This window comes from Phycicoccus ginsengisoli, from assembly GCF_054779295.1.
Genome location: NZ_BAAGYN010000002.1, coordinates 497662 through 522592 on the forward strand (window position 1 = coordinate 497662; position 24931 = coordinate 522592).

21 protein-coding genes are annotated in these 24931 nt (G+C 73.2%); 5 read left to right on the forward strand and 16 right to left on the reverse strand.

From position 1 onward, the window contains the following. Nucleotides 1–265 precede the first annotated feature (265 nt). The 3 genes from kal to kamD are packed head-to-tail and all read right to left on the reverse strand — an operon-like array spanning nt 266 to nt 3083. Nucleotides 266–661: a 3-aminobutyryl-CoA ammonia lyase gene (kal, locus tag ACYVDO_RS05040; RefSeq protein WP_460933353.1), complete on the reverse strand. Its 396-nt coding sequence runs from the start codon at nt 659–661 to the stop codon at nt 266–268. Then, a complete protein-coding gene (gene kamE / locus ACYVDO_RS05045; RefSeq protein ID WP_460933355.1) occupies nt 658–1488 on the reverse strand; it encodes a lysine 5,6-aminomutase subunit beta in 831 nt (276 codons plus the stop codon). The genes kal and kamE overlap by 4 nt, the downstream gene beginning before the upstream one ends. Continuing rightward, nucleotides 1485–3083 (reverse strand): lysine 5,6-aminomutase subunit alpha, encoded by a 1599-nt coding sequence (gene kamD / locus ACYVDO_RS05050; protein WP_460933358.1) that lies wholly within the window; start codon nt 3081–3083, stop codon nt 1485–1487. Before kamD ends, kamE begins: the two co-directional genes overlap by 4 nt. 106 nt (nt 3084–3189) lie before the next feature. Here kamD and ACYVDO_RS05055 point away from each other — a divergent pair, with 106 nt between their 5' ends. Further along, entirely contained in the window at nt 3190–3657 is a 468-nt protein-coding gene (locus tag ACYVDO_RS05055; protein ID WP_460933360.1) for a ChaB family protein, read from the forward strand. Here ACYVDO_RS05055 and ACYVDO_RS05060 read toward each other — a convergent pair. The 6 genes from ACYVDO_RS05060 to kdd all read right to left on the reverse strand — a co-directional run bounded on the left by ACYVDO_RS05060 (nt 3654) and on the right by kdd (nt 13089). Continuing rightward, nucleotides 3654–4547: a Gfo/Idh/MocA family protein gene (locus ACYVDO_RS05060; protein WP_460933362.1), complete on the reverse strand. Its 894-nt coding sequence runs from the start codon at nt 4545–4547 to the stop codon at nt 3654–3656. The genes ACYVDO_RS05055 and ACYVDO_RS05060 overlap by 4 nt on opposite strands. Nucleotides 4548–4552: 5 nt before the next feature. Continuing rightward, a complete protein-coding gene (locus ACYVDO_RS05065; RefSeq protein WP_460933364.1) occupies nt 4553–6208 on the reverse strand; it encodes an amidohydrolase in 1656 nt (551 codons plus the stop codon). A gap of 24 nt (nt 6209–6232) precedes the next feature. Further along, nucleotides 6233–7435, reverse strand: coding sequence for an acetate/propionate family kinase (locus ACYVDO_RS05070; RefSeq protein ID WP_460933366.1), 1203 nt, complete (start codon nt 7433–7435; stop codon nt 6233–6235). Further along, nucleotides 7432–9513, reverse strand: a complete 2082-nt coding sequence (gene pta, locus ACYVDO_RS05075) for a phosphate acetyltransferase (RefSeq protein ID WP_460933369.1) — start codon at nt 9511–9513, stop codon at nt 7432–7434. Before pta ends, ACYVDO_RS05070 begins: the two co-directional genes overlap by 4 nt. A 9-nt stretch (nt 9514–9522) precedes the next feature. Next, nucleotides 9523–11961, reverse strand: a complete 2439-nt coding sequence (locus ACYVDO_RS05080) for a phosphoketolase family protein (protein WP_460933371.1) — start codon at nt 11959–11961, stop codon at nt 9523–9525. A gap of 75 nt (nt 11962–12036) precedes the next feature. Continuing rightward, nucleotides 12037–13089 (reverse strand): L-erythro-3,5-diaminohexanoate dehydrogenase, encoded by a 1053-nt coding sequence (gene kdd / locus ACYVDO_RS05085; protein ID WP_460933373.1) that lies wholly within the window; start codon nt 13087–13089, stop codon nt 12037–12039. A gap of 86 nt (nt 13090–13175) precedes the next feature. Between kdd and ACYVDO_RS05090 the strand changes: the two genes are divergently transcribed. The 3 genes from ACYVDO_RS05090 (at nt 13176) to ybaK (ending at nt 15892) form a co-directional block, all read left to right on the forward strand. Then, the gene (locus ACYVDO_RS05090) at nt 13176–14612 is read left to right on the forward strand and encodes a KamA family radical SAM protein (protein ID WP_460933375.1); all 1437 of its coding nucleotides are present in this window, start codon (nt 13176–13178) and stop codon (nt 14610–14612) included. A gap of 174 nt (nt 14613–14786) precedes the next feature. Further along, the gene (locus ACYVDO_RS05095) at nt 14787–15383 is read left to right on the forward strand and encodes a biotin transporter BioY (RefSeq protein WP_460933377.1); all 597 of its coding nucleotides are present in this window, start codon (nt 14787–14789) and stop codon (nt 15381–15383) included. A gap of 23 nt (nt 15384–15406) precedes the next feature. Then, complete coding sequence (gene ybaK, locus ACYVDO_RS05100) at nt 15407–15892, forward strand: Cys-tRNA(Pro) deacylase (protein ID WP_460933379.1); 486 nt, start codon at nt 15407–15409, stop codon at nt 15890–15892. 91 nt (nt 15893–15983) lie between these two features. On the opposite strand, the gene ACYVDO_RS05105 is transcribed toward ybaK, so the two are convergent. Then, nucleotides 15984–16406 (reverse strand): Lrp/AsnC family transcriptional regulator, encoded by a 423-nt coding sequence (locus ACYVDO_RS05105; RefSeq protein ID WP_460933381.1) that lies wholly within the window; start codon nt 16404–16406, stop codon nt 15984–15986. 38 nt (nt 16407–16444) lie between these two features. Here ACYVDO_RS05105 and ACYVDO_RS05110 point away from each other — a divergent pair, with 38 nt between their 5' ends. Further along, the gene (locus ACYVDO_RS05110) at nt 16445–17386 is read left to right on the forward strand and encodes a 5'-3' exonuclease (RefSeq protein ID WP_460933383.1); all 942 of its coding nucleotides are present in this window, start codon (nt 16445–16447) and stop codon (nt 17384–17386) included. Here ACYVDO_RS05110 and ACYVDO_RS05115 read toward each other — a convergent pair. From ACYVDO_RS05115 to tatA, 6 genes are all read right to left on the reverse strand, one after another. Continuing rightward, complete coding sequence (locus ACYVDO_RS05115; RefSeq protein ID WP_460933385.1) at nt 17366–18898, reverse strand: MFS transporter; 1533 nt, start codon at nt 18896–18898, stop codon at nt 17366–17368. The genes ACYVDO_RS05110 and ACYVDO_RS05115 overlap by 21 nt on opposite strands. A gap of 105 nt (nt 18899–19003) precedes the next feature. Continuing rightward, nucleotides 19004–19591 carry a DinB family protein gene (locus ACYVDO_RS05120; RefSeq protein WP_460933388.1) on the reverse strand — a complete coding sequence of 196 codons (588 nt, stop codon included), beginning with the start codon at nt 19589–19591 and terminating at the stop codon, nt 19004–19006. A gap of 118 nt (nt 19592–19709) precedes the next feature. Next, nucleotides 19710–22580: a DEAD/DEAH box helicase gene (locus ACYVDO_RS05125; protein WP_460933390.1), complete on the reverse strand. Its 2871-nt coding sequence runs from the start codon at nt 22578–22580 to the stop codon at nt 19710–19712. Nucleotides 22581–22590: 10 nt separating this feature from the next. Continuing rightward, nucleotides 22591–23508, reverse strand: coding sequence for a diacylglycerol/lipid kinase family protein (locus ACYVDO_RS05130; RefSeq protein ID WP_460933393.1), 918 nt, complete (start codon nt 23506–23508; stop codon nt 22591–22593). 9 nt (nt 23509–23517) lie between these two features. Next, complete coding sequence (gene tatC, locus ACYVDO_RS05135) at nt 23518–24324, reverse strand: twin-arginine translocase subunit TatC (protein ID WP_460933395.1); 807 nt, start codon at nt 24322–24324, stop codon at nt 23518–23520. 23 nt (nt 24325–24347) lie between these two features. Further along, nucleotides 24348–24641, reverse strand: coding sequence for a Sec-independent protein translocase subunit TatA (gene tatA / locus ACYVDO_RS05140; protein ID WP_460933397.1), 294 nt, complete (start codon nt 24639–24641; stop codon nt 24348–24350). Nucleotides 24642–24931: the final 290 nt, after the last annotated feature.

Sequence of the window (24931 nt, forward strand, 5' to 3'; positions counted from 1 at the left end):
GGTGACTGCGCGCGCTCGTCACCGTGCATCGCCGTCTGGGTCCCCTGTGCTGCCTCCCCCTGTCGCGGTCGTTGTGGTGAAACAACCGGGAGCCAACATACCGTCGCGAACACCGGTGTCAACCCGCGTGACGGATCCCCGTCACGTCATCGGCGCAGGTCATGCGTCTGCGCCAATTCCGTTGTGCTCCAGAGGATTCTTCGTAAATTCTCGGCAGGTCGGCGTGTCGCGCCACGACACGCCGACGCCCCCTCCGGTGGCCGGCTCAGCGCTCTCTCGGGGAGACCACGACGACGCCGCGGGCGGTCGTGGCGGTCACCGGCGGGTCGAGCAGGTCGGCCGCGGACTCGCCCCGCTCCGGCGCGCCGCGGCCCACGACGCGGAGCTCGAAGTCCATCTCCCGGCTGCGCGTGCCCGCCCGGACGAGCCGGGCCTCGATCTCGATGACGTCGCCGGCGCGGACGGGTGCCTTGAACTGGACGTCGGAGTAGCTGGCGAACAGGCCCTCGTCACCGTCGGTGCGGATGCACATCTCGGTGGCGACGTCCCCGAAGGCGGCCAGCGAGTAGGCGCCGTCCACGAGGTTGCCGGCGTAGTGGGCGTGCGAGTAGGGGACGTAGCGGCGGTGGGTGACGGTGGTGCCGAGCTCGGGGCCGGTCATCGCTTCTCCTTGGGCTGGGCGAGGGCGTGGACGAGGTAGCTCGCGACCTCGCCGGGGGTGGTGCCGCGGCCGAAGATGCGGTCGACGCCGAGCCGCTCGGCCGACCCCTCCTCGAACCGCGGGCCGCCGACGACGAGCAGCGGCACCTGACCGGCGGGGTAGGCCTCCCGGAACGCAGCGCTCATCGCCGTCGTGTTGTGGATGTGGGCGTCCCTCTGGGTGACGACCTGGCTCACCATGACGGCGTCGGCCTTCTCGGCCCGGGCCCGTTCCACGAGCTCGGGCACGAGGACCTGGGCGCCGAGGTTCACGACCTTGATCTCGCGGTAGTACTCCAGGCCCTTCTCGCCGGCGAACCCCTTGATGTTGAGGATCGCGTCGATGCCGACCGTGTGGGCGTCCGTGCCGATGCAGGCGCCGACGACGACCAGCTTGCGGCGCAGGCGTGCCTTGATCGCGGCGTTGACGTCCTTGGGGCTCAGCAGGGGGAACTCCCGCTCCACGACCGTCACCTCGCGCAGGTCCACGAGGTGCTTCACGCTGCCGTAGACCACGAAGAAGGTGAAGTCCGGCCCCATCGCCTTGGCGTGGACGAGCAGGGCTGGCTCCAGGCCCATCTTCGCCGCGAGCTGCAGGGCCGCGCCCTCGGCCCGCTTGTCGTGCGGGACAGGCAGCGTGAAGGACACCTGCACCATGCCGTCGCCGGTGGTGTCGCCGTAGGGCCGGACGATGTCCGGGGTCGGTCGGCCGCCGTCCGCGGCAGACGCCGGGGTGCGGGTCGGCGAGGGGTCGAGCGGCATGGCGCTGTCGGTGGTGGAGGCGCTCACTTCGTCTCCCCCGTCTCGAGCAGCGTGACGGCCGGGTTGTCGTACCCGTCCGCCCGCCGCACCACGCCGTCGAGGCCCTTGCCGGCGTCGGCCGGCCGCTTCATCAGGCCGAACGTGCCGTCGGCGATGGCCGCCAGCAGCGGTGGGTCCCCCGCCGTGTCGCTGTCGTGGACGATGCTGTCGAGCAGGTCGACCGCCTCGCCCAGCACTTGGCGGGCACGCGTCTGGATGAACCCGTCGCGCGGTGGGTGGAAGTCCTCGCGCAGGCCACCTGCGGCGTTCATGACGTAGCGGACGTTCTGCAGCGCGAGGTCGCGGTCGGACAGGAACGGCGTCACGACGGCCTCGGTCATCATCCCGACGAGCAGGATGCCCTGGCCGGTCATGGCGCCGACGAGGTTGAAGAACCCGTCGAGCAGGTAGCCGCGGAAGACGTCGCCGGTCATGTGCTTGGTCGGCGGCATCCACTTCAGTGGCGCGTCGGGGAACAGCTGCCTGGCGAGCAGCGCGTGCGCGAGCTCCATCCGGAAGCTGTCCGGCAGGTCGGGGTTGATCTCGAACGCGTGCCCGAGGCCGAGCTGCCAGTCCTGCAGCCCGGCCTCCTTGGCGAAGTACTCGTTGAGCAGCTGGCTCACGGTGACCGTGTGCGCCGCCTCGACCGCGTCGGCCGTGGTGAGGTAGTTGTCCTCACCGGTGTTGATGATGATCCCGGCCCGGGCGTGGATCTGGCGGCTGAACCGCTGGTCGACGAAGGTGCGCACGGGGTTGATGTCGCGGAAGAGGATCCCGTACATCGAGTCGTTGAGCATCATGTCGAGCCGCTCGAGGCCGGCTAGGGTGGCGATCTCGGGCATGCACAGCCCGGAGGCGTAGTTGGTCAGCCGGATGTACCGCCCCAGCTCCTTGGACGTCTCGTCCAGGGCCGCCCGCATGAGCCGGAAGTTCTCCTGGGTGGCGTACGTGCCGGCATACCCCTCGCGGGTCGCGCCTTCCGGGACGTAGTCGAGCAGCGACTGCCCGGTCGAGCGGATGACGGCGATGATGTCCGCGCCCTCGCGCGCGGCCGCCTGCGCCTGCGGGATGTCCTCGTAGATGTCACCCGTGGCGACGATGAGGTAGATCCACGGCCGCTGCTGCGGGTCGCCGTGGCGCCTGACCAGCCGGTCGCGCGTGGCCCGCTGCCGGTCGATGGTGCGTATGCCGCGGGCGACCGCGGTGCGCGCGGCCCTCTGCGCGGCCGTGGCGTCGCGCCCCTCCGGCAGGCGGAAGGTCACCGAGCCGCCCGCCGACTTCTGCGCGAGGGTCAGCAGGTCCTCCGCCTCACCGCGTCGCAGCGCGTCGAAGACCGGGGTGGTGACACCGTGCTCGAGCCCGACCTCGGCCCGGACGCGGTCGACGAGGTGGTTGACCCACGGGATCCGTTCGTGGTCGGCGCCCGCGAGGCCGGCCAGCCGCAGGGTGGCCCGCTCCATCGACACGGTCGTGTGGTCCTGGGCCATCCGGACGACCGGGCGGCCTGCCTTGCGGGCCAGGGCGCGGGCCTGGCGCACGGTGGCGGGGTCGAGCTCGAGCAGGGGCTTGGCGCGGGAGGACACACGCTGAATCTAGCAGTGGAGCACAGGATTTCCGGCGTACGGGCGCTGGGACGGGAAGATCCGCTGCAGTCGGCCGCCGGGCTCGCCTCCCGGCGCGGTGCGGACGATGCTGGGGACGACGCCGCACCGCGCGGCGGGACGGGAGGTGGTCGTGCCGAAGACGACGAGGTCCGGCAAGGCGAAGGAGAGCGAGCTGCCCAGCACGCTGCAGCGCTCGGACCAGAAGGCCAAGGACACCTACGCGCAGACGTACGACTCGGCGGCCGAGTCCTACGACAGCGAGGAGCGGGCGCAGCGTACGGCCTACGCCTCGCTCAAGCACACCCACGAGAAGGTCGGCGACCACTGGGAGCCCAAGGACGAGAAGGGTCCGTCGGACCCCCACGCCGAGCGGGGGTACGGCTCGCGCGAGCCCACGGCGGGCGGCGTCGACGCCAACGCCAGCAAGGAGCACCTGCTGGAGCTGGCGAGGCGCCTGGACGTCCGCGGGCGCTCGCGGATGACCAAGGCCGAGCTCGTGGACGCGCTGCAGAAGGCCAACGACCGGGCCAGCGCGAAGGCGCGGGGCGACTAGGCCAGGAGGGCCTGGAGCACCCGCTCGGCCAGGGCCACGGCCGCGACGCCGTCGGCGGCACTCACCCGAGCCGGGGTGCCCGCCTCGACGTGGTCGAGCAGCTCACGGGCCTGGCGCAGGTAGGGGTCCTCCGCCGCTGGTGGGGCGCCGTCGGTCCGGACGCCGTCGGTCCGGGAGTCGTGGTGGGCGGACCCCTGTGAGCCGGTGACGGCGTACGTCGTCGCGAACGGCGTGCCGGGCGGTCCCCACACCGCCTCGACGGTGGACGTGACGCCCGAGTCGTGGGACAGGACCGCCCGGACCGAGCGCTTGCGGCCGTCGAGCGCCCGTGCCGTCACGTCGCGCACGGGACCCAAGTCCCACAGCGCCTGGTCGAGGTCGTGGAGCATCAGGTCGAGCACCACTCCCCCGGAGCGGTCGAGGTCGTGGAACCAGCTGTCGTCCGGCGGCGTCTGGACCTGGCGGGTGAACGACGCCTCCGCGACGGCTCCGAGAGACCCGGCCAGCAGCCGCTCGTGCAGCTCCTCGTGGGCCGGGAACCACCGGACGACGTGGGCGGGCAGCAGCGCGACGCCGGCCCGGTCGGCCGCGTCGGCGAGCGACTGGGCGGCCCGCGCCGTGCGGGCCAGCGGCTTCTCGCAGACCACCGGGAGCCCGGCCGACACCGCGGCCAGGACCACCTGCTCGTGCGTGTCGGTCGGGGAGCAGACGTCGACGAGGTCGCTCGCGGCGAGCAGCTCCTCGAGGGTGTCGGCGACGACGGCGCCGTGGCGCCCCGCGAACTCGGTGGGACGCCGCCGGGAGTGCACCACCACGTCGGCACCGAGCGCTCGCCACGCCTGCACGTGCGGCACGGCGATCGAGCCCGCGCCCACCAGCCCGACCCGCACGCCCGTCAGCCCGCCGTCGTGGGCACCAGCGCCCCGGTGTCGTGCACGACCCGACCACGGACGGAGGTGCGCAGGCACACCGGCAGCGGGGCACCGGGCGACAGGTCCGGCAGCCCGGGCGTGCCGGACCGGGGGTCGGTGGACCAGGTCTGGATCCGGTCGTCTGGGGCCTGGACGACGAGGTCGCCCACCTGCCAGACCGCGAACGTCGCCGGCAGGCCCAGGTCGAGGTAGCCGCGGTCGTCGAACCCCGCGGCGCGCCAGCCGCCCCGGGTGTGGGCCAGGAACGCCGAGCGGGCCGACACCCGCTGCGACTCGTCGTGGTGGTTGACGCAGGCGCGCACGGCCTCCCACGGCGCGAACGGCGTGACCGGGGAGTCCGAGCCGAGGGCCACCGTCATGCCGGCCGCCATCATCCAGGCGAACGGGTTCATCGGGCCGGCGTCGCCCTCACCCCGGCCGTGGACGCGGTCGGCGCCCAGCCGCGAGGCATACATGCCCGACTCCCCGCCCCAGAAGGCGTCGAAGGCGGGTTGGACGGAGGCCGAGACGCCGAGCCGGGCCAACCGCTCGATGCCGTCGCGGGAGACCATCTCGAGGTGCTCGAGCCGGTGCCGGGCGCGGGTGACGACCGGCGAGCCCACCAGCTCTGCGGCCGCCTCGAAGCCGGCCACGGCGGTGTCGACCCCCGCGTCGCCGATGACGTGGAAGCCGGCCTGGACGCCGGCGAGGGAGCAGGCGGCGACGTGGTCGCGGACCTGCTCGACGGTGAGGTAGGCGTTGCCGGAGTGGCCCTCGCGGTCGGTGTAGGGGCGGCGCAGGTGCGCGGTGCGCGACCCGATCGAGCCGTCGATGTTGAGGTCGCCCGCGAGGCCACGCGCGCCGCGCAGCGTGGCGACGTCACGGGCCTCCTGCTCGTCGGAGACGAGCTGGGCCCAGTACCCGATCGTCTGCGGCCCGTCGCCGCGGTCCCCGGCGGCGAGGACCTCGGCGAAGTCGTCCGTGCCGGACAGCGTGCGGCCACCGTTCTCGTGGACCAGGCCGATGCCGGCGGCGGCCGCGGTGGACAGCGCGAGGTCGATGTCGGCCTTGCGCTGGGCGGGGGTGACCGCGGCGTTGAAGGCCTCCCGGGCGGCGTGGTGCGCCTCGCGCGTGACGAGGCCGTCGCCCTCCCAGCCGGGCAGCTCCCGGGCGCCGCTCGCGGCGGCGAGCGCCGAGGAGATGACCGCCGAGTGGCCGTCGACCCGGGGGCTGTAGACCACTCCCCCGTACGTCGCCCGGTCGAGCTCGGCAGCGGTGTGGGGACGCTTGTCGGGCCAGGTCCCCTGGTCCCAGTTGGGGGCGTAGACGGGGCGGCCGCGCTCGCGTCGGGCGGCGTCCTCGACGCGGCTCAGCGCCTCGGCCGTGCTGCGTGCGGTGCCCAGGTCGACGCCGCGCAGGCCCGCACCCGTCTGCGACACGTGGGCATGGGCGTCGACGAAGGCAGGCGTGACCAGGGCCCCGTCCAGCTCGACGACCCGGTCCACCGCGTCGGCGTGCACCGCTGCCGCGTCGTCGCCGCCGATCCACGCGATCGTCCCCGTAGCGTCGTCGACCACCATCGCGTTCGCGAAGGGATCGATGGGGGTGTACACGAAGCCGCCGCGGTACAGAGTGCTCACGGTCCGCACCCTATGCGGCTGTCGCTACCCGCCGCTGCGCTCCCCCACGACGGCCAGGCAGGCGCGGGCGATCTCGAGCTCCTCGTTGGTGGGCACGACCAGCCCCACCACGCGGCTGGCGGCGGTGGTCACCACCCGCTCGGGCGGGCCGTCGTCGTTGGCGTCCGCGTCGAGCTCCACGCCCAGGAGCCCGAGGTCGCCGAGGACGGCGGCCCGCACCTCGGCGCTGTGCTCGCCGATGCCGCCGGTGAAGACGATGGCGTCGACGCGCCCGAGGGCCACGGCGTACGCGCCGACGTACTTGCGCAGCCGGTAGGTCATGACGTCGAAGGCGAGCCGTGCGTCGGGATCGCCCGCCGCCCGTCGCTGCTGCACCTCGCGCAGGTCGGCGATCCCCGCCAGACCCAGCAGCCCGCTCGCGGTGTTGAGGGCCTTGTCGTAGGCCGCGGGGTCGAGGCCGGCGGCGCGGGAGAGGTAGGCGCCGAGGGCCGGGTCGAGGTCACCGGGCCGGGTGCCCATGACCAGCCCCTCGAGCGGGGACAGACCCATGGACGTGTCGACGCTGCGGCCCCCCGCGACGGCGCACGCGCTGGCGCCGTTGCCGAGGTGGAGCACGACGAGGTTGGTCTCCCCCGGCACTCGTCCGAGCACCTCGCACGCCCGGCGGGAGACGTAGGCGAAGGACGTCCCGTGGAAGCCGTAGCGCCGGACGCGGTGCCGGTCGCGCCACTCGCGCGGCACGGCATACGTGTAGGCGTGCTCCGGCAGCGTCTGGTGGAAGGCGGTGTCGAACACCGCCACCTGCGGCACGCCGGGGAAGGCGCGCAGCGCTGTCTCGATGCCCTCGAGGTTGGCCGGGTTGTGCAGCGGCGCCAGCGGCCCGAGGTCGCGCACGGCGTCGAGCACCCGGTCGTCGACCAGGACCGGCGCGCTGAACCGGGCACCACCGTGGACGACCCGGTGTCCGACGGCGACCGGCGGCTCGGCGTCGAGGTCCGGCCCGTGCTCGCGCAGCGCCTGCTGGGCCGCCCCGAGAGCGGCGGCGTGGTCGGGGACCGGGACGTCGCGCTCGTGCGTCCGGCCACCGGACGTGTGCCGGAGGTGGCCCTCCCCGCCGATCCGCTCGACGAGGCCGGTGGCCGAGGTCTGCCCGGTGCGGCCGTCGACGACCTGGTACTTCAGCGACGAGGAGCCCGCGTTGACGACCAGGACGTGCTGAGGGCTCATCGGCCGGCCGCCTGGATGGCGGTGATGGCGATGGTGTTGACGATGTCGCGCACGAGGGCTCCTCGGGACAGGTCGTTGACGGGGCGGTTGAGGCCCTGCAGGACCGGACCGATCGCCACCGCGGCCGCGCTGCGCTGGACGGCCTTGTAGGTGTTGTTGCCGGTGTTGAGGTCCGGGAACACCAGGACCGTGGCCCGACCGGCGACGGGGCTGCCCTTGAGCTTGGTGGCGGCGACGTGGGGGTCGACGGCGGCGTCGTACTGGATGGGCCCCTCGACGAGCAGCTCCGGCGAGCGCTGGCGGACGAGGGCGGTGGCGGCACGGACCTTCTCGACGTCGGCCCCCGCACCGGACCCGCCGGTCGAGTACGACAGCATCGCCACCCGGGGCTCGATGCCGAAGCGCTGCGCCGTCGCGGCGGAGGAGACGGCGATGTCCGCGAGCTGCTCGGCGGTCGGGTCCGGGTTCACCGCGCAGTCGCCGTAGACGAGCACCCGGTCCGCGAGGCACATGAGGAACACGCTCGAGACGATGTCCACGCCGGGCGCCGTGCGCACGATCTCGAGGGCCGGCCGGATGGTGTGGGCCGTCGTCGTCACCGACCCCGAGACCATGCCGTCGGCGAGGCCGTCGTGGACCATCATCGTGCCGAAGTAGGCACCGTCCGCGACGAGGTCGAGGGCCTGGTCGAGCGTGACCCCCTTGTGGGCCCGCAGCGCCGCGTACTCCTCGGCGAACCGGCGGCGCCAGGGGCTGGTGAGCGGGTCGACGACGTCGACCCCGGCCAGGTCCACCCCCGCGGCAGCGGCAGCCTCGCGCACCTCGTCGAGGTCGCCGAGCAGGGTCAGGCGGGCGATGCCCGACGCCCTGACCTGGTCGGCGGCCGCCAGGATCCGGGGCTCGGTGCCCTCGGGGAGCACGATGTGGGACCCGGCTGCCCGGGCGCGCTCGACGAGCAGGTGCTCGAACATCAGGGGGGTGACGGCGCCGGGACCGGCGGCCGAGGGCAGCCCGGGCCAGTCCTCGCCACCTGGGGCGTCGGGGCCGAGGCCCTGGTCGACCAGCGTGATGGCGGCCTGCACCTTGCGGCCGGCGTCGGGAGTGATCCGCCCCCGCGCGGCGCCGAGCCGGCTCGCGGTCGCCATCGTGCCGCCGTCGCTGGCGACGATGGGCAGCCGCACGTCGAGGCCCTCGATGAGGCGGTGGACCTGCGGCCCCAGGTCGAACCCACCGTTGAGCACCACCCCCGACAGCGAGGGGAAGGTGCTCGACCGGTGCGCGAGGAGCACGCCCAGCACGACGTCCTCGCGGTCCCCGGGGACGATGACGACGCCGCCCTCGATCAGCCGGTCCAGGACGTGCGGCAGGGTCATCGCCGCCACGACGAGGCCCAGGCACTCGCGGTCGAGCAGCGAGGGGTCACCGTGGACCAGTCGACCCCGGCACGCGTCCAGCAGGTCACGGACCGTCGGAGCCCGCAGGATCGGGGTCTCCGGCAGCACGTGCGCGGGGACCGGGGCGACCCGCCGGCGCAGCAGCTCCAGGGTCGCGTCGAGGTGGTCCACGGCCACCTGGTTGGCGACGACGCCGGCCACGTGGGCGTGCTGCTCGCGGGCGGCCGTGATGGCGAGCTCAGCCGTGGTGGCGACGTCGTCCGGGGTGCGGCCCACGGCCGGCTCGACGAGCAGCATCCGGGCACCGAGGTTGGCGGCGATGCGCGCGTTGACCGCGAACTCGGTCGGGGCGGCGACGTCGGTGAAGTCGGACCCGACGACCAGGACGGCGTCGTGGTCACGCGCGGCCTCGTGGAAGCGGTCGACGATGGTGCCCATCGCCCGGTCCGGGTCGGCGTGCACCTCGTCGTAGGTGACGCCGCAGGCGCGCTCCGCCGTCGTCGTCGTGGCCGGCAGCAGGGACAGCAGCGTCTCCACGAGCACGTCGGGCTCCCCTGCTCGGACCACCGGACGGAAGACGGTCACTCGGCCGGCGCGGCGCGCGAGCCGGTGCAGGAGTCCGACGGCCACGGCGGACTTGCCCGACCTCGCCTCGGTCCCGGCCAGGTAGATGCTGCTCGGCATGCGCCGAACCTAGCGGTCGGTGACCAGGTGCCGCCCCTGCCAGGTCCAGTCCGCGATGTCCGGCAGGTCCGCGAGGTTCTCCCGGATGTACGACTCGTGCTCGGCGAGCCGCCGGTCGCACAGGTCCTTGAGCTCGCGCCACCCGGGCGGCCGGGTCCGTGCCCGGCGCAGCACCTCCTTGGCGAGGTGGAACCGGCTCATCCGGTTGAGCACGACCATGTCGAACGGCGTGGTGGTGGTCCCCTGCTCGCTGAACCCGCGCACGTGGAACCGCCCGGGGTTGGCCCGGCCGTGGATGAGCTGGTGGACGGCGCGCGGGTAGCCGTGGAAGGCGAACACGACGTGCCGCTCGGGGGTGAAGACGTCCTCGAAGTGGCTGTCGGAGAAGCCGTTCGGGTGGTCGGCCTCGGGGATCAGGGTCATCAGGTCGATGACGTTGACGAACCGCACCTTGAGGTCGGGCACGTGGTCGCGCAGCAGCTCCGCGGCGGCGAGGGCCTCCTGCGTCGGGACGTCGCCCGCGCAGGCCAGGACGATGTCGGGGTCGTCGTCCGGGCCGCAGGTGCTGGCCCACTCCCACATCGACGCCCCCGCCGAGCAGGCCCTGGCCGCCTCCTCGAGCGAGAGGTACTGCAGGTGCTTCTGCTTGTCCACGACGATGAGGTTGACGTGGTCGGTCCCCGAGAGGCAGTGCTCGGCGATCCACAGCGCGGTGTTGGCGTCCGGTGGCAGCCAGACCCGGACCACGCCGGGGGCCAGCGGCAGGAGGCAGTCGATGAGGCCGGGGCCCTGGTGGGAGAACCCGTTGTGGTCGTTGCGCCAGCAGGTGGACGTCAGCAGGATGTTGAGCGAGGACACCGACTCGCGCCACGGGAGCTCCTGCGCGTGCTGCAGCCACTTGACGTGCTGCACCGCCATCGACGCCGAGACCATCGCGAAGGCCTCGTAGGTCGCGAACATCCCGTGCCGCCCGGTCAGCAGGTAACCCTCGAGCCAGCCCTGGCACAGGTGCTCGCTCAGCACCTCCATGACGCGGCCGTCGGGGCCGAGGTGGTCGTCGGTGTCCCGCAGCGGCCCCATGAAGCACCGGTCGGTGACCTCGAAGACGGGCTGCAGCCGGTTGCTCGCCGTCTCGTCCGGCGAGAACAGGCGGAAGGTGCCGCCGCCGTCGGGGCGGACCGTCGCGGCATACAGGTCGCGCAGGAGGCGACCCGTCGTGATGGTGTTCTCGACCATCTCCCGCCCCCGGCCGTCTGGGCTGACCTCCACCTCGTAGGCCGACAGCTCCGGCATCGGCAACGGCGTCCGCAGCCGGCCCCCGTTGGCGTACGGCGTGGCGGACATCCGGAGGTCGCCCTCGGGGACCAGGGCCCGCAGCTCGGCCACGAGCCGGCCGTCCGCGTCGAAGAGCTCCTCGGGGCGGTACCCGCGCATCCACTCCTCGAGCATCCGCAGGTGCTCCGGGTTCTCGGCCAGGCCGGCCAGCGGCACCTGGTGGGCGAGGTTGGTGCCCTCGACCTGCTTGCCGTCGACGACCGCCGGGCCGGTCCACCCCTTGGGCGTGCGCAGCACGATCGCCGGCCACGAGGCCCGGTGGTCGGCCAGGTCGCTCCCATGGGCGTCCTCGTCTGAGCCCGCCCGGGCGTCCGCCTGGATCTCCCGGATCCGGTCGTGCGCCCGCGCGAGGGCCGCGTGGAACGCCGGGAAGACCTCTCGCGGGTCGTCGCCGGAGACGAGGACGGGGTCCCAGCCCTGGCTGCGCAGGTAGGCCTCGACGTGGGCGTCGTCGGTGCGTCCCAGGACGGTCGGGCCCGCGATCTTGTACCCGTTGAGGTGCAGGATCGGCAGCACGGCGCCGTCGCGGCGCGGGTTGAGGAAGTGCGGCAGCCGCCACGACGCAGCCAGCGGACCGGTCTCGGCCTCGCCGTCACCGACGACGCAGGCCACGACCAGGTCGGGGTGGTCGAACGCCGCGCCGGCGGCGTGCACGAGCGCGTAGCCGAGCTCGCCGCCCTCGTGGATGCTGCCGGGCGTCTGGACGCTGACGTGGCTGGGGACCCCGCCCGGGGAGGAGAACTGCCGGAAGAGCCGCAGCACGCCCGCGGCGTCGTCACCCACCTTCGGGTAGACCTCGGAGTACGTCCCCTCCAGCCAGGCGGCGGCCACGAGGGCGGGTCCGCCGTGGCCGGGCCCGGTCACGTAGAGCCAGCTCGACCCGGTCTCGCGGATCCGCCGGTTCACCAGGGCGTAGACCATCGACAGCCCCGGGCTGGTCCCCCAGTGCCCGAGCAGGCGCGGCTTGGTGTGCTCGACCCGCAGCGGCTCGGTGAGCAGGGCGTTGTCGCGCAGGTAGATCTGCCCCACCGTCAGGTAGTTGGCCGCAGCCCACCACCGCAGGTCGAGCTCGAGGTCGGCGGTGGCGTATCCCGGCGTCACGTCAGCAGGCATACCCCGCATCCGACCACGGGACGGCCTGCGCGTCCACGGGCCCGAGGGCCTTGCCGGCAGGGGCGGGGATGTGCCTCAGTCGTGCAGGCGGGACTCGAACAGCCGGCGGACGGCCTCGTTGCCGCGCACCAGGTCGAGGGCGTATGCCGCGTGGCCCGGCGTGTACCCGTTGCCCACCAGCATGCGGACGTCGGCGGCGACACCCTCGGCGCCGAGCGCGGCGGCCGCGAAGTTCGTGGCCATGGAGAAGAAGATGATCGTGCCGCCCTGGGCGGTCGAGAGGATGGCCGGCTGCTCGCAGCCCGGCACGTCGACGCAGACGACGGTGACGTCCGCCGGTCCCCCGGCGGCGGCCACGGCCTGGGAGAGCCCGAGCGGGCTGCGAGCGTCCGCGACGACGACCTCCTGGGCGAGGCCGGTGCCCTCGAGCAGGTCGGCCTCGCGCTGCACCGGGACCACGGCGATGCGCCGGCCGGCTCCCGCATCGGCGGCCGCGGCGAGCGACAGCGAGCCGGACTTGCCGGCGCCACCGAGGACGGCCACGGTCGGCGCGTGGCCGCGCACGACGTACTCCCCCACCACCCGCGAGACCAGCGCCGGCGCGCCGCACACGTCCATGACCATGAGCGCGAGGTCCGGGCTCAGGTCGTCGGGCAGCTTCGCGGCGATGGACCGGCCGAACAGGATCGCGTGCCCGGCGGCCGGCACGCGCTCGGACCGGCCGTCCCAGCGCTCGAGGCCGTCGGTGAGGACCAGCGGGGTGAGCGACAGGGAGACGAGCGTCGCCACGTGGTCGCCCGGAGCGAGGCCGAGCGTCGACTTCGGGCCGACCTCCTCCACGGTGCCGATGAGCATGCCGCCGGAGCCGGTCACGGGGTTCTGCATCTTGCCGCGGGTGGCGACGATGTCGAGGACCTCGGCGCGGACGGCTGCCCCGTCACCCGCGTGCTTGTCGTGCAGCTGCCGGTAGGAGGCGGCGTCGAGGTTGAGGGTCTCCACCGCGATCCGCACCTCGTCGGGCCACAGCTCGGGACGGGCGTCCAGGCGTCGGGCCGCCTGCGGCAGGGCCGCCCCGGCGGGCTCGAGCACGCGGTGCAGGCCGACCGGGGACGAGGGGGTGTCCGGCACAGGATCTCCCATCTGGAGCGACACGCAGCGCAAATACTGCGGCATCAGGTCGTGTTCGGTGGAACTTCTCCCGTATCCTGCCATGTATGAGCACGACGATCGAGCAGCCCTACGCGTACCGCCACCGCGAGCTGGTGGAGCCGGACTGGACCCGCCTGCCGGGGTGGAAGGACGTCACCGCCGACGACTGGGCCAGCGCCCAGTGGCAGCGCGCTCACTGCGTCAAGAACGTCAGGCAGCTGCGCGAGCTCATGGGCGACCTGCTCACCGACGCCTTCTACGCCGACCTCGAGCGCGACCAGGCCGAGCGGGCCACGATGTCGATGCTCGTGCCGCCGCAGATGATGAACACCATGGTCCCGGCGACCGAGGGCGCCCTGCCCGCCGCCGGGCAGGAGTTCACCCGGGCGTTCTACGCGGACCCGGTGCGCCGCTACATGCTGCCGGTGTTCAGCGACCGCCGCACCGACTGGCCGTCGCACCCGCACGCGACGCGTGACAGCCTGCACGAGCACGACATGTGGGTCGCCGAGGGACTGACCCACCGATACCCGACCAAGGTGCTCGCCGAGCTGCTGCCGACCTGCCCGCAGTACTGCGGCCACTGCACCCGGATGGACCTCGTCGGCAACTCCACGCCCGTGGTCGACAAGCTCAAGCTCGTGGGCAAGCCCGCGGACCGGTATGCCGCGATGCTCGCCTACCTGCAGCAGACGCCGCAGGTGCGCGACGTCGTCGTCTCCGGCGGCGACGTGGCGAACATGCCGTGGAAGAACCTCGAGGGCTTCCTCGACAAGCTGCTCGAGATCGAGAACATCCGCGACATCCGCCTCGCCACCAAGGCGCTCATGGGCCTGCCGCAGCACTGGCTGCAGCCGGACGTGGTCGAGGGTGTCGGCCGCGTCGCCAGGAAGGCGCACGACCGCGGCGTCTCGCTCGCGATCCACACCCACGTCAACAACGCCCAGTCGGTGACCCCGCTGGTCGCCGAGGCCGCCCGCACCATGCTCGAGGTCGGCGTCCGCGACGTGCGGAACCAGGGCGTCCTCATGCGGGGCGTCAACGACACCCCCGAGCAGCTGCTCGACCTGTGCTTCGCCCTCGCCGACGACGCGATGATCACGCCGTACTACTTCTACATGTGCGACATGATCCCGTTCGCCGAGCACTGGCGGCTGTCGCTGGCCGAGGCCCAGCACCTGCAGCACTCGATCATGGGCTACCTGCCCGGGTTCTCGACGCCACGCATCGTCTGCGACGTGCCGTTCGTCGGCAAGCGCTGGGTGCACCAGGTCGACGAGTACGACACCGAGAAGGGCATGTCGTTCTGGCGCAAGAACTACCGGACCTCGATCGAGGGCGCGGACACCGAGGCGCTGTCGCGCGACTACGTCTACTACGACCCGATCTACACGCTGCCCGAGTCCGGCCAGCAGTGGTGGCTCGAGCAGGGCGGCCACGAGGCGGCGCACGAGGCGGCGGTCGTCGCCGCGGCGGCGAGCCGCGAGGCCTCGCTGGTCTGACGACCGGAATCCGCAACACGGCAATTGCTGGCACGAAACGGCAGTTCTGAAGCCACGTTTCACGTCAGCAACTGCCGTTTTGCGTGGGCGCCCGCGGGGTGGGCGCGGTCGGTGTGACGTGGTCGACGTGAGACGTCGGTGTGCGCCGCGCGGGCCGTTCGCTAGGTTGCTCCCGTGACTGCCATCGCCCTCCCCCGCAAGCGTGTCCTGGCCGACGCCATCGCCGTGTCCGGCAAGGCGTCGCTCGTCCGTGACGCCGTCCTCGTCCTGGCCGGCACCGGGCTGGTCGCCCTGTCCGCGCAGGCCTCGATCCCGCTGCCGTGGACCCCGGTCCCGCTCAGCCTGCAGACATTCGCCGTCCTGCTCACCGGTGCCTCCCTCGGCCTCGTCCGCGGCGGCCTGAGCGTCCTGCTGTACCTGGGCGCCGGCATGGCCGGTGTCGGCTGGTTCGCCGAGGGCCGGTCGGGGTGGCAGTTCGCGTCGTTCGGCTACCTCATCGGCTTCGTGGTGGCTGCCGCGCTCGTCGGCAAGCTGGCCGAGCGCGGGGGTGACCGCACCGTGCTGCGCACCGCGGGCACCATGCTGCTCGGCAACGCCGTCATCTACGTCCTCGGCGTCGGCTGGCTGATGAGCTTCGCCCACGTGGGGCTGGCGCAGGGTCTCGCCCTGGGCCTCACCCCCTTCGTCGTCGGCGACCTGGTCAAGACCGCGGTGGCCGCAGGCGTCCTGCCGGCGACCTGGTCGCTGGTCAACCGCTTCGGCCGCGGCTGACCGCTACCCCGGCCAGCCCGACCGTGACGAAGCGTGAGGCGGCCGGCACCCCCGCGACGACGACCTTGACCCGGCTCGCCGTCGCGTACGAGCTGCACCCCTACGAGCACGACCCCGCCGCCCGGTCCTACGGGCTGGAGGCCGCCGAGGCGCTCGGCGTCCCACCTGCGCACGTCTTCAAGACGCTGCTGGTCCAGGGCGAGCGGGGTCTGGCCGTGGGAGTGGTGCCCGTCGACCGAAGCCTCGACCTCAAGGCGGTCGCCGCCGCCCTCGGCCTGAAGAAGGTCGCCATGGCCGACCCCGCGGCCGCCGAGCGGTCCACCGGGTACGTCGTCGGTGGCATCTCCCCCATCGGTCAGAAGCGCGCGCTGCCCACCGTCGTCGACCAGTCGGCGGCAGCCCTCGGCCGCGTGTACGTCTCCGGCGGCCGTCGCGGCCTCGACCTCTCGCTCGACCCCGCCGACCTGGTGCGGGTCACGGGCGGGTCGTTCGCCCCCATCGCCCGCTGACGCCGACCGCACCGATGCAAACCAACGGTTGCTCGGCATAGCTCGGGTTGTCGTCCCGCGGGTCACCGCGCAACCGTTGTTTTGCGCGCCGCTACTCCCAGGGGGTCGACAGCACGACGGTCGTCCGGGTGGAGACGTTGGCCGTGGCCCGGATCCGTGCCAGCAGCTCCTCGAGGTTCCCCGGGGCGCGCACCCGCGCCTTGAGGATGTAGTTCTCGTCGCCGGCCACCGAGTGGCACGCCTCGAGCTCCGGGAACCCGTGCAGACGCTCCGGGATGTCGTCCGGGGCAGCCGGGTCGAGGGGCGTGATCGAGATGAACGCGGTGAGCGACAGGTCGAGCGCGGTGGGGTCGACGACGGCGGCATACCCCGTGATGACGCCGCGCTCCTCCAGCCGTCGCACACGCTGGTGCACCGCGGAGGTGGACAGGCCCATGGCCTTGCCCAGGTCGGTGTAGCTCATCCGCCCGTCGGAGCGCAGCAGGTCGACGATGCGACGGTCGAGGTCTTCCACGCGCACAGCCTAGGGCCGCCCGTGGCAGCATGTGCGCCATGACCACGCCGGTCGGTGGAGACCGACTCCTGCTGCTCGACTCCGCCTCGTTGTACTTCCGCGCCTTCTTCGGCGTGCCGGACCAGCGCAAGGACCCCGGCCACCCGCCCACGAACGCCATCCGCGGGTTCCTCGACATGCTCGCCTCGCTCGTGACGCAGTTCGAGCCCACGCACCTCGTCGCCTGCTGGGACAACGACTGGCGCCCGCAGTTCCGGGTCGACGCCATCCCCACGTACAAGACGCACCGGCTCGCCGACGGCGGCATCGAGGCGGAGCAGGTCCCCGACGACCTCGCGCCCCAGGTGCCGGTCATCGTCGACGCGCTGGCCGCCGTCGGGATCGCCCGGCTCGGGGCGGACGGCTACGAGGCCGACGACGTCATCGGCACCCTCACGGCCCGCCACAAGGGGACCATGGCGGTGGACGTCGTGACCGGCGACCGGGACCTGTTCCAGCTCGTCGACGACGCAGCGCCGGTCCGGGTCGTCTACACCGCGCGGGGAGGGGTGCGTGACCCCGACCTGGTCGACCAGGCCTTCCTCATGGCCAGGTACGCGATCCCGGACGGCCCCTCCTACGCGGACATGGCCGTACTGCGGGGCGACACGAGCGACGGGCTGCCCGGCGTGGCCGGCATCGGGGAGAAGACCGCGGCGAAGCTCATCACCACGTACGGCTCGCTCGTCGCCCTGCGCCAGGCGGTCGACTCCGGGGACCCGGCCATCAAGGGGGCACAGCGCACCCGGCTCGAGGCCGGCGCCGCCTACCTCGACGTCGCCCCCAAGGTCGTGCAGGTGGCCCCGGACGCCCCCGTCCCGGACGTCGACACCACCCTGCCCGCGGAGGTCGCCGACCCGGTCCTGCTCAGCCGCGTGGCGAGCGAGTACGGCGTGACGAGCTCGGTGAACCGGCTCCTGTCAGCGCTGCGCCTCGGCTGACTGCGGCGCCCCCGAGTCGCCTCCACGGTGGTCCGAGCGTCGACGCGCGAGCAGGTCGGCGGTGCTCGCCAGCAGCGCCAGGACGGCCAGCGCCGTCGCCACCAGCAGTGCCCGGGACGCCGCGGATGCCGCCTGCCCGTCCCCCACGAGGGTGAAGAACACGGTGCCCACCAGCGCGATGCCCACCGCCGTGCCGATCCGCTGCCCCGTCTGCAGGACACCGCCCGCGGTCCCGGCGCGGTGCACGGGCACCTCGGCCAGCGTGAGGGTGACGTTCGGGGAGATGACCATCCCGCTGCCCAGCCCGGCCACGAGCAGCGGCCCCGCGAGGGACCACCCCGCGTGCTGGGTCGCGTGGTCGAGGACGTATGCCGTGGCCAGCAGCCCCGCCACGACCAGCAGGAGTCCCAGCGTGACCAGGGAGCGGCCGAACCGGGCCACGAGTCTCCCCCCGACGAAGGACGTCACCGCGGAGCCCAGCGCGAAGGGGGTGACGGCGAGGCCGGCCCCCAGGGCGGAGTAGTGCAGGGCGCGCTGGAAGTAGATCGTGAGCACGAAGAAGATCCCCGTGAACGCGGAGAAGTAGACCAGGGCCACGGCGGCGCCGGACGAGTAGCCGGGCAGGGCGAAGAGGCGCAGGTCCACCAGCGGCGTCCGGCCGCGCGCGGCGTACCGGCGTTCCCGGACCACGAACCCGGCGAGGAGCACCACGCCCACGGCAGCCCACCACGGCGCGACGCTGCGGCCGCCCGACTGCCCGTGGCCGGTCTCGACGAGCGGCAGCAGCAGGGCCAGCACGCCGGCTCCGAGGAGCAGGGTCCCGGGCAGGTCGAGGTCCTCGCGGCGGCGTTCGCGGGGGGTCGGTGCCGGGAGCCAGCGCATCGCCAGGAGCACGGCCGCGACGACCACCGGGAGGTTGACGAAGAAGACCCAGCGCCAGCCGGTGTCGGGCCCGACGGTCGAGATGATGACGCCGCCGACCACGGGGCCGACCGCGGTGGACAGCCCGATGGTGGCGCCGAGCAGGCCGAACGCCCGGCCCCGCTCGGCCCCCCGGAACAGCTCCTGGATGAGCCCGGAGACCTGCGGGTTGAGCATCCCGCCGCCCACCCCCTGCAGCAGGCGCGCGGCCACGAGCACCGTGCTGCCGGTGGCGAGGCCGCACAACAGGCTGGCCAGGCCGAACACGAGGACCCCGGCCACGAACATGCGACGGCGCCCGGTCGCGTCTCCGACCCGGCCCGACGGGACGAGGGCGAGGCCGAAGGCGAGGGCGTACCCGGACACCACCCACTGCAGGTCGCTCGTGGGCGCGTGCAGACCACGCTCGATCGAGGGCAGCGCGACGTTGACGATGCTGACGTCGAGCAGCGTCATGAAGCCGGCGACGAGGCAGACGGCCAGCGCCCGCCACCGTCGGGGGTCCGGCGCCTCGTCGCGCCCCCGGCTGCTGCCGCTGCCGGTCGCCCTGGGGGGATCCTGTGGTGTGGTGGCGGACCGTGCATCGTTCACCGTCCCACCCTCCGTTGCGGCCCCGCGGTCGGCAACCGGTGGACGACGGGTGGACGACGGGCGGGCGCCGGGCGGAGCCGGGTGGGCGACGGGACGCGACGCGGCTCAGTCGCGGAAGGTGTCGGCGGCCGCCTGGATCCGCCCGACGTACGCCTCCCACCACTGCGGCCCGCCCTGGTCGTCGTGGTCGCGGCCCGCCTGGCCGTCGATGGTCTCGCGCAGGATCTCGGCGTGGCCCGCGTGCTGCGCCGTCTCGGCGACCACCCGCACCACGAGGTGACCGAAGGTCGTGTGCCGCGTCTCCGGCCGCCACCAGTCCACCTCCGCCGGGGCGTCGAGCGGCACGGCGGCCAGCGACGCGTCGCTGAGGGCCCACGCCTGCCGGTACAGGCCCTCGAGGTGGTCCCTGGACTGGTCGGCGGTGGCCCACAGGTCGGCTGACTCCCACACCGAGCCGTCCTCGTTCCAGGGCAGCACCGGCGCCTCGCGGCCGACGGCCTCCACCAGGTAGCCGAGCTCGACCCCGGCGAGGTGCTTGACCAGCCCGAGCAGGTTCGTGCCGCTCGGCACCAGGGGTCTGCGCAGGTCGTACTCACCCAGCCCGTCGAGGGTGCGCAGGAGCGCGTCCCGTCCCTGCTGGAGGTAACGGTGCAGGTCGGCGGCATACCCGGACAGGGGCGGCGAGTCGCTCATCCGGGGAACCTACCCCTGTCCCCCGACACCCCGCCCTCTTGCCAACACGGCAGTTGCTGACGTGAGACGGCAGTTCCGCACCACCGTTTCATGCACGCAACTGCCGTTTTGCGAGCCCCTAGTCGAGGCGGTCGGCCGCCACGACACCCCGCATCACGGCGTCCACGGCCCTGCGCGCGGTGGTGCGCAGGTGGGGCTCGGGCGCGGCGTCGCCGATCTGGCCCAGCAGGTCCACGACCTGCTTGCACCGCCGCACGAAGTCGCCGGCCGCCATGTCCGAGCCGCGCAGCACCTCCTCGAGCCGTCGACCGCTCGCCCACCGGTGCATCATCCACGCCATCCCGGCGTCGGGGTCCCCGGTCAGCGGCAGCCCGAGCTCCCGCTCCCGGTCCTCGAGCTCGGACCACAGCCGCGTCATCTCGCGCACGGCCTCGGCCACCTCGTCGGTGGGCAGGCGCGGGCTCACGTCGGTCTCGTCGCGCCGCGGCTCGTGGATGAGGGCGGACACCACGGCAGCGAGGCCGGCAGGGTCGAGCCGCTTCCAGACGCCGAGGCGCAGGCACTCGGCGGCCAGCAGGTCCTTTTCTGTGTAGAGCCGGCGCAGGTGCTCGCCCTGCTCGGTGACCGCGGAGCCGTCCGTGGTCAGGTAGCCCATCTCGCCGAGCAGCGAGCAGATCCGGTCGAAGGTCCGCGCGACCGAGTTGGTGCGCCCCTCGACCTTGCGCTGGAGGCCGACGGTCTCGCGCTTGAGCCGCCACCACCGCTCGGCCCAGCGGGCGTGGTCCTCGCGGTCGGGGCACTGGTGACAGGGGTGGGCACGCAGCCGTCGGCGCAGGTCGGCGATCCGCTCGTCCTCGGAGGCGACGCGGGTGATGCCACCCCCTGCCCGCTTCGGGGGCGCGTCGTGCGGCACCGCGATGCGCAGGGTGGTGGCCAGGTCGCGCCGCGCCTTGGGGCTCTTGGCATTGAAGTGGGGCGGCACCTTCACCGTGGTCACCGCCTCGACGGGCACCGGCACGTCGGTGAGGGTCAGGCGCAGCAGGTGCTTGTCGTCGGTGACCACCGACGGGAGCGTCGTCTCGCCACGGTGGGTCCTGGCCGGCTCCACGACGACCGCCCACCCGGCGCGACGCCCCGCCGGGATCTTGACGACGTCGCCGATGCGCAGCGCCTCGAGCGAGATCGCCGCGTCCGCGCGCCTGCTCGCGGACCTCGCCCTGGCGCCTTCCTTCTCCAGCTGGGCGACCTCACGCCGCAGCGCGGCGTACTCGGAGAAGTCCCCGAGGTGGCACTGCATGGCCTCGGCGTACCCCTCGAGCCCCTCCTCGTTGCGGCGCACCGACCGCGCGATGCCGACCACGGCCCGGTCGGCCTGGAACTGCGCGAACGAGGTCTCGAGGATCTCCCTCGCCGTCTCCCGCCCCACCTGGGCGACGAGGTTGACCGCCATGTTGTAGGTCGGGCGGAAGGACGAGCGCAGCGGGTAGGTGCGCGTCGACGCCAGCCCCGCCACGGCCAGGGGGTCCATCCCCCGGTTCCACTGGACCAGCGCGTGGCCCTCGATGTCGATACCCCGTCGGCCGGCGCGCCCGGTGAGCTGGGTGTACTCCGCCGGCGTCACGTCGGCGTGCGTCTCACCGTTGAACTTCACCAGCTTCTCGATGACGACGGTCCGCGCGGGCATGTTGATGCCCAGGGCGAGGGTCTCGGTGGCGAAGACCATCCGGATGCGCCCCGCCGTGAAGAGCTCCTCGACGATCTCGCGGAACGTCGGCAGCATCCCGGCGTGGTGGGCGGCGAACCCGCGGGTGAGGCCGTCGGCGAAGTCCCAGTAGCCCAGCACGCCGAGGTCCTCGTCGGCGAGGGCGGACACACGCTCCTCCACGACCCGCCGGATGCGCTCCCCTTCGACCTCGGGGATCAGCCGGATGCCGTCGCGCAGGAGCTGACCCACGGCCGCCTCGCACCCCACCCGGCTGAAGATGAAGGTGATGGCGGGCAGCAGCCCGTCGCGCTCGAGCCGGCGCACGACCTCGGTCCGGGTCGCACCGCCACCGGGGCGGCCACCCGAGGCGCCGACGGGTCGCGCCGGGCCGGCGCCACCGCCTGCCCCGCCCGGGCCACCCGGCGCGCGCCGGCCGCCCCCACGCCCGTACCGGTCACCGCCCCGCCCGGACCGGTCACCGCCGCGCCCCCGGCCTCCGGGGCCGCCGGAGTCCCACCCGCTGCGCTGCTCGGTGGTGCGGATCGCCTGGAGCAGCTCGGGGTTCACCCTCGTGGCGGCGTCGGCGGTGGCGGGCGCGGACGCCTCGTCGACGAACAGGTCGTACAGGCCGGGCCCGACCATCATGTGCTGCCACAGGGGCACCGGCCGGTGCTCGGTGACGATGACGTCCACCCCGCCGCGGACCTCGGACAGCCAGGCGCCGAACTCCTCGGCGTTGCTCACCGTGGCCGAGAGCGACACCACCTGCACGTCCTGCGGCAGGTGGATGATGACCTCCTCCCACACGGCGCCGCGGAAGCGGTCGGCGAGGTAGTGCACCTCGTCCATGACCACGAACCCGAGCCCGTGCAGGGTGCTCGACCCGGCATACATCATGTTCCGCAGGACCTCGGTGGTCATGACGACGACCGGGGCCTCGCCGTTGACGGAGGAGTCGCCGGTGAGCAGGCCGACGTTCCGCGCACCGTGCTGGCGCACGAGGTCGTTGTACTTCTGGTTGGACAGCGCCTTGATCGGCGTGGTGTAGAAGGCCTTGCGGCCGGTCTCCAGGGCCAGGTGCACGGCGAACTCGCCCACGATCGTCTTGCCCGCCCCGGTGGGCGCCGCGACGAGGACTCCACGCCCGGCCTCGACCGCGGCGCACGCCTCCTCCTGGAAGGGGTCGAGCGGGAAGTCGAGCCCGCGGGCGAACGCGGTGAGCTGCGGTCCTCGACGGGCCGCCCGCTCGACGGACGCGGCATACCTCTCGGCGGGGGTGGCCATGCCCACGAGACTACGTGGCAGGGGGCGCCAGCACCGTCACGGCACCCGGGACGGTCTCGAGGGTCAGGGGCAGCGGGCCGAACCGCTCCCCGTCGGCGTACGCCACGATGCCGTCCGCCTCGAGCGTCACCTCGCGCCCGCGGAGCACCTCGACGGCCGGGTGGCCGAGGTGGCGCCCGGAGAAGACCTTGGGGAAGACCTTGAGGAACTCCAGGGTGCTGATCTCGTGCAGGACGACGACGTCGGCGAGCCCGTCGTCGAACCGGGCGTCCGGGGCGACCCGCATCCCGCCGCCGTAGGACGGGCCGTTCGCGACGACGACGAGCATGGCCCGGGTCTCGCGCCGCACGCCGTCGACCGTGACGGCGTACGGGATCGCGTGGAAGAGCGGCAGCTCGCGCAGGACGGCCAGGTTGTACCGCATCTGGCCCTTCGGCCACGGCCAGGTGTTGGCGCGCTCGTTGACCAGGGAGTCGAACCCGGCGCCGAGCACCCCGGCATACCACCGGCGGTCCCCGTGCGCGTCGACGTGGCGCACGGCGTCGATGCGACGCGGCACGCCGGTGGAGACGAGGTCCGCCGCCCGCACCGGGTCGTGCACCGGCAGGCCCAGGCCCCGGGCCACGTCGTTCCCGGTCCCGGCGGCGATGACGGCCAGCGGCGTCTTCGTCTCGGCGGCGAGGTTGACCCCGAGGTTCACCATGCCGTCACCGCCGACCACCGCCAGGACGTCCAGCCCCTGGGCGATGGCGCCGAGCGCGCGGTCGCGGGCCGCGCCGGACGTCTCGTCGGAGAGGTCGAGGACCTCGTGGCCGGCGGCGCGGAGCCTGTGCGCGACCTCGATCCCGAGGCTCATGCCGCGGTTCTTGCCCGAGGTCGGGTTGACGACCAGGCCGACCCGCCTGGCGCCGGCAGGGAGCGGTGCCACGGCCGGAGGCTACAGGCTGGAGGCCTGGTCGTCGGCCACGTCGGCCCACTCGGGCCGCGCCCGGCGACGACCTCGCTCGATGAGCTTGGCGACGCCGATGGCGGCGAAGTACAGGACGACCAGCGGGCCGGCCATGAGGAACATGGTGAACGCGTCCGGCGTGGGCGTCAGCGCCGCCGACAGCACGAAGATCCCGAACACCGCGGGGCGCCACGCCTTGATCATCGACGAGGACGGCAGGACGCCGATCGCGCTGAGGGCGACGAGGAACACCGGCATGAGGAAGGCCCCGCCGAACGCCAGGATGAACCGGGTGACGAACGAGAAGTAGTCGGCGACCTGCTGGATGTTCGAGGCGCCCGGCGGCGTGAAGCCGTACAGCACCGCGAGGACCTTCGGCAGCACCCAGTACGCCAGGGCGCAGCCGCCGAGGAACAGCGGGACGATGGCCGCGATGAAGGCCAGCGAGATCCGCTTCTCCTTCTTCGTCAGGCCCGGCACGATGAACGCCCAGAGCTGGTAGAGCCACACCGGGCTGGCGGCGATGACACCCGCGAAGATCGCGATGCTCAGCTGCTGGGAGAACGCCGCGGTGGCGTTGCCGAAGTTGAGGCTGATCGCGCTGCCGGGGTGGGCGTTCTTGTAGTCGTTGAACGGGGCGGCGAGCCGGTCGTAGATGTCGGGGTAGAAGATCCAGCCGAGCACCGCCAGCACCAGCACGGCGACCGCCGAGACCACGACCCGGCGGCGCAGCTCGCGCAGGTGGTCGCCCAGCGACATCCGCCCGTCGGGGTTTCGGGCACGGCGGAACGCCATGGGGGGCAGGGTGGGGATCGAGGTCAGGCTGCGCCGGTGGAGTTGTCCGTGCGCGGCGAGTTGTCCTCATGAACCGGCGTCGTGCCTGCCGCGTCGGACTCGGTCCCGGGCACCGTCTCGCCCTTGACGGTGTCCCGGCTCGCGGCGCTCTTGCCGCCCTTGCCGTCGTTCTTCATCTCCTCGACCTCGGACTTGAAGATCCGCATCGAGCGCCCGATCGACCGGGCGGCGTCCGGGAGGCGCCGGAAGCCGAAGAGCACGATGAGCAACACGATCAGGATGATCAGGTGCCATCCCTCGAACAGTCCGCGTCCCATGGTGGTCAAGTCCCTTCAGCCGGCTCCCCGGCGTGGTGTGGTGCGTGGTGCGGTCAGTCTAGGCGTCGCGGCTGTGCCGTGGTGACCGGTCCCACCGGGCGCGTCGCGCCGGTCGGGTCCGGTCTCGGTTCCGGTGTCGCTTCCGTGTCGGTCGGGTGGCGGTTCAGACGGTATGACGTGACGCCCTCGGTGTGAGGGTTGGTTGCGGGCCGGGGCCTCGCTGACACATGTTCGTGGGTTACCGGACGAGGAAGTGGCCTTGCCCGGCCTATCCGACAGGTGTGGAGGAG